Below are 11,346 nucleotides of genomic sequence, written 5' to 3'. Positions count from 1 at the left end.
ACCTAGCTCCCTACCTGTTCCTGCCGTCGCTCCAATTGGATCTTCCACGTATATCGCTGCTGATCATCGTGGGCGCGATTATCATTTTCGCCGGCCAGTTGCTGATGCGCATAATGTTCTCCGTGGCCGAAGAGCGGAGCTTCTATGGCTAGCGTTGGCGACCCTGTGAAGTGGCCTGCCAAGTTCTAACGCGCGCCGGCCCATAGTCGGAGCGTTGAAGCTCCTAAGAGGTGACATCGGTGACCACGGAAGTTTTGTCCTCCCTGGAGCAGGCGGTGCTCGAAGCTATTGCGCTTCAGGTGCCCGAAGTCGCCGATGCGCTTGCCGGTCAGCAGGGGAAAGTGCGCGCCATTGCCCGAGAGAACACCGGAGCCGGTTTCTATACCACGCTTGATGTCTCACATTCGCCAATCAAAGGTATTGCCTCGCCATTGGGCGATGTCGGAGCGACTGTTGTCGGGCTTGAGCACGGGATGGGATTTCTGCTCTGGCTTCAGGAAGGTCGCATTCATCTGCTGGAAGGCTACTCATACGAGAGCACGTCTGGCATCGATTTTGAGCAAGTAGCTTTCGGGGCAGTCGGGCCGCGTACCTGATGATCCATCCGCCATGTCGCCTATTGGCCCAACGCGGAAGTCCTGCGACGTCCGCTTTCGCGCCGCTATCGGGGGCATAGCGGACGTCTAACGGCGTCCCGATTAATGAGTACACGCCCTAGTTCAGCGCATCGTATGTCAGGTCGTCGAATACGGTGACACTGTCGGCCTTGGTCCACAAGCCGATCATGCCGGGGTCCCTGATCGATTCGTCCTCGACCTCGAACATCGGCTTGCCGTCATACGTCACCTTGAATAGCTTTCCCGCGAATTCGCAACGCAGGGAATGCCATCGACCTGATGGCACCGATACCTTGACGCCATAGCCGCCTTTCCGGCCGACGATATCGAGCGCGCTGCGAACACCCTTGATCGTCTTGTAGAGCACAACATTGTCTTCAAGCGCGTTGGCCCGCACGACATAGTAATTGTCGGCATCCTTTGCGCGCCAGACAAGACCGGCCGCACGATCCTCGGTGCCTGCGATCGCCTTGAACTTGACCTCGACGAACCCGTCCAGAATGCTGGTGCCGTTCCTGAGCGCCACTGGAAACGTCGCCTGACCGGATTGCTTCAGGACGTTCGGCTTGCTTGGCGCCGTCGACTCCACCTCGACCGTCCATTTGGGCTGGCCACGACCCGTCATCGTCAGAGTCCAGCCTTCGGGCGCCGCGCCGGTTGCAGCGTTGTCAAAATTTACAGTTTCTGCCATCGCGTTTCCTTCCACCAACAATAGGAACAACGCCGCCCCCAAGCGCGCTGCGCTCATTCTTTGCGCGACGTCTAAGCTTCCCGCCTGTACTGATCGTACAGCGTTGCCGCGTTGTCCCATTTGATCGCTTCCATGTAGATGTCGACATACTTCGCGGCCGCGGCGCCATAATCCATGTGATAGGCGTGCTCATACATGTCGAGCACCAGCACGGGGCGTCCCCCGGCCAGCGTCGTCGTGTGGTCGGCGGCCCACTGATTGACCAGCCGCTTGTCGCGCGGTGAGTAGGAAAGAATCACCCAGCCGGAGCCGCCGCCTTCGGCCTTGCCCATGGCGGAGAACTCGGCGCGCCACCGCTCCATGCTGCCGAAATCGCGCGCGATCGCGTCGGCAAGTGCTGTGCTCGGCTTGCCGGCACCGCCGAGCCCGTCGAAATAGATTTCATGGAGGATCATCGAGTTTGACGCGACGAGCTCCTCGCGCTTCAGGCCGTTGATGACGAAGTTCGGAGCTTTCGCGAAGTCGAGCTCGGCGAGTTGCGTTCCGATCGCGTTGAGTCGCTTTACGGCGCCGACATAGTTGTTCTCGTAGTGGCTGACGAGCACCTTCTCCGAGATACCGGCAATGGATTTCGGATCGAACGGCATCGGCTTGGTCTGGTATGTCATTGGCCTGGCTCCTGTTGGCTGATTGACTTGCGCAAGGGCTTGCGTCCCCGTGAGTAGTGCGGTCGATGCCGCGGCGGCCCCCACGCCCCTGATGAAGTCTCGGCGGTCGGTATTCGTGGTCATGGCGTCCTCCACTTGATCGTCGTCCCCAACGTGCCCCGCGTGCTCGCTAGCTCCTGGTGCTCCCCGTCTTGTCGCGCGCGCAAATAGACCGCGCGGCCCTCGTCGATACGAACATCGACGAGGGCCGGCGCGCTGGCGGCACCAATTGACGGGACAATTTCTGTGATGAGATCGAGATGAAAGAAGACATGCAGCGTCCTTGGTGACCAGGACGCGATACTTGGGCATGTCGCCTCGCGGGGAGATCGCAAATCCCCGTGCCCCGAATTAAACGCCTGCCGGCGGCAGTGTCAATCTGCTGCGCGAGGTCGACGGGGTGACGATTTCTTGAAGAAGGTTCCCACCTTGTCGCGCACCGGGCCGTTTCGGTATTGTCCGTGCGCCTTCCGCAAAGGTCAAAAAGGACCGAGCCAATGCCCCTCAAAGCCGTCGTCTTCGACGCCTACGGAACGCTCTACGACATCCAGTCGGTCGCGGAGACCACCGAAGACGCGTTTCCGGGCTATGGCGAGATCATCACGCAGGTCTGGCGGATCAAGCAGCTTGAATACACCTGGTTGCGCTTGCTGATGCGGCGCTACCAGGATTTTGCCACCGTGACGCGCGACTCGCTGGCCTATACGCTGCGCGTGCTCGGGCTCGCTTACGAGAGCGAGGCGTTCGAGCGCGTCATCGAGAAATATCTGCATCTCGATCTCTATCCGGACGCGGCAGCAGCGCTTGCGGCGCTGAAGCCGCGCAAGCTCGCCATTCTCTCCAATGGCAGCCCGGAGATGCTCGATGCGCTCGTGCGCAACTCCGGGCTCGACCGCCTGCTCGATGCCACCATCAGCGTCGATGCCAGGAAGATCTTCAAACCGAGCCCGGAGGCCTATGAGCTGATCGGCGAGGTGCTGGCTACCACGCCTGACGAGGTCCTGTTCGTCTCCTCCAATCCCTGGGACGTGGCCGGCGCGAAGTCGTATGGATTGAACGTCGCCTGGATCGAACGGGTGACGCCCGAGGCGATGGCGCTGGCTTGCGTCGAGACCGAACTCGTGGCACCGCTGACGATGTTCAAGGCGATCCGCACCCAGATGGACGAGCTTGGCTTTGCGCCGGACCACCGTGTCCGCGCGCTCTCCGAGCTGCCAAGGATCGCCTAAGGATCGCCTAAGCATCGCCGCCCGCCCGTGAGACTGGAATGAGCCTGCAATCCGTTCGCGCCTTCTTCGCCGAGAATGCCCCCGACATATCCGTCATCGAATCCCCGATCAGCTCCGCGACCGTGACGCTGGCCGCCGAAGCCTACGGGGTCGAGCCCGGCCGGATCGCCAAGACACTGTCCTTGCGGATCGGCGAGCGCGTGATCCTGATMGTCGCCAGCGGCACCTCGCGGATGGACAACAAGAAGGTGAAGACGCAGTTCGGCGGCAAGCCGAAGATGCTGGGGCTGGAAGAGGTCGCAGAGATCACCGGCCACGAGGTCGGCGGCGTCTGCCCGTTCGGGCTGAAATCGCCCCTGCCGATCTATTGCGACGTGTCGCTGAAGGCATTCGACGAGGTGGTGCCGGCGGCAGGCTCGACCCACAGCGCCGTGCGCATCACCCCCGATCGCATGGCCGAGCTGACCGCGGCCGAATGGGTCGATGTCTGCGAACACAGGCCGTAACTCGGGCACGTGTACACTTTGATAGCGCTGTTAGCGGTAGCGCCAACTGAAGCGATGAGCCAACAATGCTTATGTGGCGACAGGTCCGAAGTTAGCCGCCCCAGCCGCAATAGGGACGGCAGCGATAGCCTACACGATGCGAATGGCCCCAGTGCCAGTGCCCCCAGCCGAAACGCGCTTGCACCAGGTCGCTCTCCTGCACCATCGACTTGGCGGCGCCGGACAAAGGGGTGGCCGGAGCAGCCATTGCAGGTACGCCGAGCAATATCGCGCCAATCGCGAAAAGTGCAGCAGGAATTTTGGTCATGGACATGACATTCCTCCGATCCACAGCTTCCGACCAGAATCAACTTGGCTGACGGCAATTCGTTGCACGGTTGTGACGGTTTCGGGGCCGGACGGCCTGTCGCTGAACCGCGATGGCGCCAGATGTGATGCCTGATGCATTTGCCGGTCAGGGAAGGGCCTTCGTCAATCCAGCGGTACGCGCGGATCGATGGGCTCGGAGGGCGGAAATTCGCCGGCGAAGGCCCGGCGATGCAGGTCGTCGCGGGACGCTCCGCCGTTGCGGGCCGCAACCATCTTCGACGGATCGACCGGCACGCCGATCGGATTGCTCGCAAACTCCCTTGAGGTCCGCATCCATTCCGACGATTTGTTCCAGTCGTCGAAATTGTCGTAATGCAGCTCGACGCTGTTGCCGTCCGGGTCGACGTAATAGAACGACGTCGTGACGCCGTGATCGAGCGACATGTGCGGCTTGATGCCGAGCTCGAGCAGCCGTGCGTAGGTGTCGAGCAAGTCGTTGAAATTCCCATACTCGAACGCGATGTGGTGCATCCCGGTGTGCACCAGCTTATCCGGATCGTCGCTCATCCTGGGCGACGTCAGCAACGCGATGCGATGATTGGCGCCGTCGTTGGTGAGCCAGGCACCGCCCGGAAACTGGAAGTTCGGCCTTGATCCGACAACTGTCCCATACCAGTCGATCATCTCCTGCAGACGCGTGGTCTTCAGATTGACGTGATGCAGCGTGGGCTGGTTGATCCTGCTTGTCACAGACATTCTCCCTGGCTTGGACGAATTCATCATGTGGTCCGGACGGGCGGCAGATTCGCCCAAGTAACCACGTTTCGCGCCATCGGGACGGCTGGCGCGCGGTTCGGCAAAGGGCTGGAGGGCGACCGGACGACCGATGGTTGAACGGTGCTGGCGATGGATGCGATGCCTGATGCATTTTCCGGTCGGGGAGGCTAGCATAGCGACCATGACCGACGACAAAGTGAAACGACGACTGACCACCGTGCTGTGCGCTGACGTGTACGGCTATTCTCGTCTCATGGAAGCAGACGAGACCGGAACGCTGGAGACGCTCCGCCGCTACCGCACGGCCATTGCGCGATTGGTCGAGCGTCACGACGGCCGCATCGTGAATACCTGGGGCGATGCCGTGATCGCCGAGTTCGCCAGCGTCGTCGAGGCCGTGCAATGCGCGGTCGAGATTCAGCAGGAAATCTCCCAGCAGGATTCGGACGTGCCTCAGGCGAACCCGATGCGGTTTCGCATCGGCATCAACCTCGGCGACGTGATGGTGGACGGCTCCGACATCTATGGCGACGGGGTCAATATCGCCTCGCGGCTGCAAGAACTCGCAGAACCCGGCGGCGTCGTGATCTCGAGCTCCGTCTACGATCAGGTGCACAACAAATTATCCGTTGGCTTCGACTGCCTCGGCCAGCGCCCCATGAAGAACATTGCTCCCCTGACCAGCTATCGGTTGACCTTGGGCGGCCGGACCGCCGGGCAAGGGAGCTTCCCGATCGAGGAAAGCCCAACTCCCCGAGAGACAGCTCGTGCTCCGCGGATTGGCGACAGGCACGAGCCATCCTCGTGGACGCAAGTCGTGTTGGATTGGCTGGCGAAGCTGCCCCGCCCGGTTGCAGCCGCCCTCACGGTCTCGGCCTTTCTGATTCTGATCAATGTTTTCACGAGCCATAAGATCTGGTTCCATTGGCCAGTCGCAGCCATTCTCTTCGGTGTCGTCTTGCGGACGGCGCTTCGAGATCGACCTGAATCGGACCGCAAGGGAGAGCGCTGAACGAGGCGGCACGACCGCATCTTCGCGCCTACCTCTGCATAGCATGCGCCAGAGAGCGCTAGTCGTCGTCATCGTAAGGCCGCGGCTGCGCCGGCGGAGGTGGCGGCACAGCATTGTAGCGCGGTGGCGGCGCGGCCCGCCCTCGCGGGGCCTGCTGTTGCGGCGGCATCTGGTTGTTGGACTGGAACACCGCACGGCAGCCGCTGGAGAGTTGCGGCGTGTTCTGCTGCAAGCAGGCTGTGATGCGGCTCACATCCGGAATCTGGTCGCTGCACAGGCGCCACACATCGGGTGTGCAGGCCATCTGCTGTTCCATGGTTCCGCGATATTCTTCGGCGAATGCTGCGCCTTGCGCGACGATGCCGCCAATCGCGAGCGCCACACCCAGCGCAATCCGCTCTGTTCGCATGTCTCGATTCCTTCTCGATTGCCTCGAATTCTCTTCAATCAATGAGACGCAAGCTGGTTCTGGACCAACAAAAAAATGTGAAAGCGGCGTTGGAACCTTGTTCGATTTTGCCGATCTTCACCGCTGCGATTGGCCGCGTGCGGCGACGCAACCTCCCCCGCCGCCGTTTGCGCCACGAGATCAAGGACGGACCAAAAACGTCCTTCCGACTACGGCTTGTCGCCCGTTTCCGCGTGCCGCGCTTTCGCGTCCAGCGGCGTCATGCCGAAACGACGCCGAAATGTCCGGTGAAAATACGAGACGTCGTTGAAGCCGGAGAGATGGGCGATGTCGCTGACCTTGGCCGCCCGGTGCCTCGGATCGCGCAGCAGCCGTGCCGCCCGCAATAGCCGCTGCTCCAGCACGAACTCCGAGAACGTGACGCCGCTGCGCTCGAACAGCAATTGAATGGTGCGAGGGCTGGCGCGATGGCGCCGCGCGAGGTCGGCGAGCGTGAGGCCGCCTTCGCCGAGCCGCGCCACAATGTCGGCCTTGATGGCTTCCAGCCGAGCCGCTGCGAGGCCGCGCTCTTTCGCCTGTTCGGTGGCGTCGCGCCTGCCGCCGAGCACCAGCACCATCAAATCCATCAGGTGTTGCGAAACGGCGTGCTGCGCCAGTGCATCGAGTCCCGCGGCGTGCTGAACCGCGAAGTCGTAATATCGATGCAGCAGCGCAGTGAGCGCTGGGTTGTGATCGAGCGGCCGCGCGACACTGTCTTCGGCATCGGGGCAATAAGACAGCAGCGTCTTGCGGTCGAACAAAGCCGCCTTGTTGCCGCCCTCCTCGATCTGCGAGACGAATGCGCCCTTGATGGAGGCGTCGATGAGGCTGATGCCCAGCGGCGCGACTTCGAGCGCGCGACGGCCCATGACCGCGTGCAGCGGCGAATCCGGCGCCATCAGCAATGCCAGATTGTCGCTGGCGTTGAGCGTCATAAATCTGATCGGCGTGCCGCTGCAGGAGGATATCGTTGCCTGCGGCAACATCAGCGCTTTGACGTCGCAGTGAAAAGAGCCGTCGGACAAAGGCGAAAGATCGGCTGCCATCACGCGGCGGCAAAACTCCTCCCGCCACATCTCATAGGCCGGCCCATGCGGCTCGCCGGCATAGCCGAGGCGCGGCGCGCCATGGATCGATTGGTCATCGGCCGCCATGGGCGCGCGTCTCCAGGCTGGTGTAGCGGAATACCAATATCGCGTTGGCGGCTGCGCGCAACGCGCCGCACACAAGGTTGCGCGCCGGGCCATCGAGCATTGCGCCTCTGTCCATTTGCTGCGTCAACGCGCCGCGCCGCCGGCCCGGCCGTACGTGGCATCGCCGCAACAGGCCGGCGCAAACCGGCGTCCTTGCGCCTTCAGCCATAATGCGTTTCGCATGGCTCCAAGAAGGGCCGCGCCGTTCCCGCTAGCAATTTGGAGACTGCTACAAGGGAATTGTCGATGCCGATTGGAATACAGACCCGCGCGCAAGACGCCGTGACGGCGACCGTCCTGCGCAACAGGCTGCTCGTCACCACCGCGCTGGCGCCGCTCGCGCTCGGCGGACTACTCTCGCTGGCGCCCGGCCCGGCGCGCGYCGCCTGCACAGTGGTCGGCACCGGCACCATCGGCGCGCTCAATTCGGGTGACGTTGCGACCTGCACCGGCCTCGGCAACACCAACCACATCAACGCCACCGGCGGCAGCAACGTCACGGTCAATATCGGCGATGGTACGTTGACATCRCTCCTGCCCGGCGCCGGAATTCCCGCGATCGTTTACGACAGCACGTCGAATTCGAATGTGACCATAAATAACCAGGCCACGGTCTCCACCTATAGCGGAGCCGTCCTCCTGTCCAACGGCTCGAACAACAACAATGTGACGATCGCGGCCGGCGGGATCGCGGAAGGTACTGGCAACGCCGAAGCGGCGATCGTCATCGACAATTCGAACGGTAATCTCGTCAACATTCGCGGGACGGCAGTCGGCACCGGAGCAAACACGACGGGCCTCCGAATAGGCGGGAACGCCAATGTCGTCACTGTTTATCAGGGCGGATCCATCGGTGGCGGCCATACCGGCGTGCAATTCATTGCCGGCGGCAACACCCTCATCAATGCCGGCACGATCTCCGGCGGCTTCTTCATCGCCATCCAGGGCTCTTCCGGCACCGACACGATCCTCAATTCCGGAACCATCTCGGGCGGCGGCAGCGGAGCGATCGACCTGTTCGGGGGCGACGACGTGCTCACCCTCGCCCCCGGCTCGACGATCACCGGGTTTGTGCGCGGCGGCGCCGGCACCGACACGCTGAATTTCGGCGGCGCGGGAAGCGCCACGTTCGATCTCGGAACTCTCGCCGCCGGCCTGCAATATGACGAGTTCGAGCAACTGACCAAGACCGGCTCCTCGGTCTGGACGCTGACCGGCACCACCGCCTTCAACGGCGCGACGACGGTGGACGCAGGCGGCCTGATCGTGAACGGCACCTTGCCGTCGGTGGTCACCGTCAACGGCGGCTATCTCGGCGGCACCGGCACGGTCAGCGGCATCGTCGTCAACAATGGCGGCATGGTCGCAACAGGCAATTCGATCGGGACTCTCAATGTCAGCGGCAATGTCGCCTTCAATGCCGGCTCGACCTTTCAGGTCGAGATCAATGCTGGCGGCCAGTCCGACAAGATCGCCGCAACCGGCACCGCGACCCTCAATGGCGGCACGGTGCAGATCGTGCCGCTCGGCGCGGGCTTTCTCGCCAACACCCAATACACGATCCTCACCGCGACCGGCGGCGTCAACGGCACTTTCGCGACGCTCACGACCGCGGGCAGCCCGCTGGTTTCGGGGCAGCTCAGCTACGACGCCAACAATGTCTACTTCCTTCTGCAACAGATCGGCGGCTTCGGCACACTGTCGGGCCTGACGCCGAACCAGGCCGCGGTAGCCGGCGCGCTGGATCAGGCGCAGTCCGGCGGCGCGTCGGGACCGCTCGGCACCGCGATCAACACGCTCGCCGTGCTCAATGCATCGGGCATCAAGGCCGGCCWCGACGATCTCGCCGGGCAAATCCACGCCGATGGTCGCCGCTTCAGCACCGACCAGGCCGATGCGTTCCAGGGCTTCATGTGGAACGCCGGCACGCAGTCGCGCGGCGAGACCCTGCGCATGTCGGTGTCCTCCTACGCCGCGGAGCCGGCCGACCCGATCGGGAAGGCGCTCGGCGCGCGCCGCGCCGCGCCCGCGCAGAGCGTATGGTTTGGCGGTTACGGCAATTGGGACAAGGTGGCGGCGACCGACATCGCCTTCGGAACAAATGCAAACGTCGGCGGCGCCGCGCTCGGCGTCGATCTGTGGCGCACGACGGGCCTCACCGCAGGTCTCGCGGTCGGCGCCTCGACCGGCAAGCTGCGGACGGCGGGCCGCGCCGACAGCATCGAAGCCAATGCCGGCCATGGCGGCTTCTACGCGCGTGGCGAGAGCGGCGGCTTCAATCTCGCATCCGCGATCAGCTACTCCTTCGCGGCGCTCGAATCCTCGCGCACGATCTCGTTCCTGGGAGAAACCGCGACCGGCTCCTCGCATACCCACACCTTTGCCGCATCGCTCGGCATCGCGCGGCCGTTCGACGTCGGACGGGGTGTGACAGCCGAGCCGTTCGCCAAGGCCGACTGGTATGCGACGCGCCAGAACGGCTTTTCCGAGACCGGCGCACCCGGCGTGAATCAGCTGGTGCGGGCCGGCGGCTTCGACACCGCCTATGGCACGGCCGGTCTGCGGGCGCTTTACTACACCATGATGCCGAACGGTCGCGCGGCGCAGTTCGGCGCGACACTTGCCATACGCCACGAGTTTTCCGGCAATGCGCCATCCATGACCGCGGCCTTCGACGGCGCGCCGGGCATTCCGCTCGCGATCACGGGCGTCGGACGGGCCCGCACGGCGGTACTCACCGGTACCGAGATCCGGTGGGATCTCACTGCCGCGACGTCGTTCAAGGCCTCCTATGAGGGCGCGTTCGCACCGGGTCTCGACCGGCACACCCTGCGGGGCACGGTCCGCAGCGAATTCTGAGCCGGGCCCCTACTCCACCCGGCCGATCTTCTTCACCGCCGTGATCAGGCGCGCGCTATCGTCGGCGACGAAACGCGAGAACTCCGGCGCGTCCTGATAGGCGACGAGACTGCCTGAGGTGTCGAAGGCCTTGAGGACCTCCGGACTCGTCATCACCTGCGCCATGGCCTCGCGCAGCCGGGTCGCGATCGGCGCAGGAAGAGAGCTCGGTGCAAAGAGCCCGGCCCAGATGTACATCTCGACATCCTTGTAGCCGAGCTCCTGGAAGGTCGGCACGTCGGGGAAGCTCGCGATGCGTCGCGCACCGCAATTGCCGAGCACGCGCAGCTTGCCGTCATCGACCTGCGGCTTCAGCGTGCCGGGCGCGGCGGCGATGGCCTGCACGGTGCCGCTGAGCAACGCGGTGAGCGCGGGACCCGCGCCGCGGAACGGCACATGCAGCAACTTGATGCCGGCGCTGTTCGCAAACATTTCCATCGCCACATGCAGCGTGCCGTAAGGTCCTGACGAGCCATAGGTGATCTGGCCCGGCCGCTTCTTCGCATCCTCGATGAAATCCTGCGCAGTCTTCCATGGCGCCGAGACCGGCACCGCGAGCAGCGTGGGATCGGCGAGCACGCGCGCGATCGGCATGAACTGCGAGACCTCATAGGCGACGGGACGGTCGAACAGCCGGTCGGCCTCCGGCAGTACCGCGAGCGAGGAAAGGGTCATCAGCAGCGTGTAACCATCAGGCTCGGCGCGCGCCGCCGCGGCATTGCCGACCGATCCACCGCCGCCTCCGGCGCGGTTGTCGACGATCACGGGCTTGCCGAGGATCCGCTCCAGCGCCATGGCAACGGGGCGCGCGGCGAGATCGGCCTGGCCGCCGGCCGGAAACGGCACGATCATGGTGATATTGCGGACCGGATAGCTCTGCGCGAACGCCTGATCCGGTGACGCAGCCCGCAACAACGGCAATGCCGCGGCCGCGCGCAAGAGATCGCGTCGATCCATGA

General features: G+C 63.7%; 12 protein-coding genes. 5 read left to right on the top strand and 7 right to left on the bottom strand.

All coding sequences use genetic code 11. The features are described from left to right. Window positions 1–239 precede the first annotated feature (239 nt). Complete coding sequence (locus AC1D00_RS10340; RefSeq protein WP_477010599.1) at window positions 240–596, top strand: hypothetical protein; 357 nt, start codon at window positions 240–242, stop codon at window positions 594–596. Window positions 597–714: 118 nt separating this feature from the next. On the opposite strand, the gene AC1D00_RS10335 is transcribed toward AC1D00_RS10340, so the two are convergent. Beyond that, a complete protein-coding gene (locus AC1D00_RS10335; RefSeq protein ID WP_477010598.1) occupies window positions 715–1,428 on the bottom strand; it encodes a hypothetical protein in 714 nt (237 codons plus the stop codon). Further along, window positions 1,380–1,976: a superoxide dismutase gene (locus AC1D00_RS10330; RefSeq protein WP_477010597.1), complete on the bottom strand. Its 597-nt coding sequence runs from the start codon at window positions 1,974–1,976 to the stop codon at window positions 1,380–1,382. The genes AC1D00_RS10335 and AC1D00_RS10330 overlap by 49 nt, the downstream gene beginning before the upstream one ends. A gap of 536 nt (window positions 1,977–2,512) precedes the next feature. Between AC1D00_RS10330 and AC1D00_RS10325 the strand changes: the two genes are divergently transcribed. Together AC1D00_RS10325 and AC1D00_RS10320 are read left to right on the top strand one after the other, a co-directional pair. Further along, window positions 2,513–3,244 carry a haloacid dehalogenase type II gene (locus tag AC1D00_RS10325; protein ID WP_477010596.1) on the top strand — a complete coding sequence of 244 codons (732 nt, stop codon included), beginning with the start codon at window positions 2,513–2,515 and terminating at the stop codon, window positions 3,242–3,244. A 38-nt stretch (window positions 3,245–3,282) separates the two neighbouring features. Continuing rightward, a complete protein-coding gene (locus tag AC1D00_RS10320; RefSeq protein ID WP_477010595.1) occupies window positions 3,283–3,750 on the top strand; it encodes a YbaK/EbsC family protein in 468 nt (155 codons plus the stop codon). 91 nt (window positions 3,751–3,841) lie between these two features. On the opposite strand, the gene AC1D00_RS10315 is transcribed toward AC1D00_RS10320, so the two are convergent. Both AC1D00_RS10315 and AC1D00_RS10310 read right to left on the bottom strand, forming a co-directional pair. Next, on the bottom strand, window positions 3,842–4,063 hold the full coding sequence (locus AC1D00_RS10315; RefSeq protein WP_477010594.1) for a hypothetical protein: 222 nt from the start codon (window positions 4,061–4,063) through the stop codon (window positions 3,842–3,844). A gap of 158 nt (window positions 4,064–4,221) precedes the next feature. After that, window positions 4,222–4,809, bottom strand: a complete 588-nt coding sequence (locus AC1D00_RS10310; RefSeq protein WP_477010593.1) for a VOC family protein — start codon at window positions 4,807–4,809, stop codon at window positions 4,222–4,224. 208 nt (window positions 4,810–5,017) lie between these two features. On the opposite strand from AC1D00_RS10310, the gene AC1D00_RS10305 reads away from it, so the two are divergent. After that, on the top strand, window positions 5,018–5,848 hold the full coding sequence (locus tag AC1D00_RS10305; protein WP_404552703.1) for an adenylate/guanylate cyclase domain-containing protein: 831 nt from the start codon (window positions 5,018–5,020) through the stop codon (window positions 5,846–5,848). A gap of 58 nt (window positions 5,849–5,906) precedes the next feature. On the opposite strand, the gene AC1D00_RS10300 is transcribed toward AC1D00_RS10305, so the two are convergent. Together AC1D00_RS10300 and AC1D00_RS10295 are read right to left on the bottom strand one after the other, a co-directional pair. Continuing rightward, window positions 5,907–6,257 carry a hypothetical protein gene (locus AC1D00_RS10300; RefSeq protein ID WP_271575649.1) on the bottom strand — a complete coding sequence of 117 codons (351 nt, stop codon included), beginning with the start codon at window positions 6,255–6,257 and terminating at the stop codon, window positions 5,907–5,909. Window positions 6,258–6,466: 209 nt separating this feature from the next. Then, window positions 6,467–7,450: a helix-turn-helix transcriptional regulator gene (locus tag AC1D00_RS10295; protein WP_477010592.1), complete on the bottom strand. Its 984-nt coding sequence runs from the start codon at window positions 7,448–7,450 to the stop codon at window positions 6,467–6,469. A gap of 285 nt (window positions 7,451–7,735) precedes the next feature. On the opposite strand from AC1D00_RS10295, the gene AC1D00_RS10290 reads away from it, so the two are divergent. After that, on the top strand, window positions 7,736–10,348 hold the full coding sequence (locus tag AC1D00_RS10290; protein ID WP_477010591.1) for an autotransporter outer membrane beta-barrel domain-containing protein: 2,613 nt from the start codon (window positions 7,736–7,738) through the stop codon (window positions 10,346–10,348). A gap of 9 nt (window positions 10,349–10,357) precedes the next feature. Here the strand turns inward: AC1D00_RS10290 and AC1D00_RS10285 are convergent, their stop codons facing one another. Further along, window positions 10,358–11,344: a tripartite tricarboxylate transporter substrate binding protein gene (locus AC1D00_RS10285; protein ID WP_477010590.1), complete on the bottom strand. Its 987-nt coding sequence runs from the start codon at window positions 11,342–11,344 to the stop codon at window positions 10,358–10,360. Between the last annotated feature and the right edge of the window lie 2 nt (window positions 11,345–11,346).

It is taken from the genome of Bradyrhizobium sp. P2_E8 (genome assembly GCF_056403875.1).
Note: the sequence above shows the minus strand (reverse complement) of the source record. Positions and strands in the feature narration are given on the sequence as shown.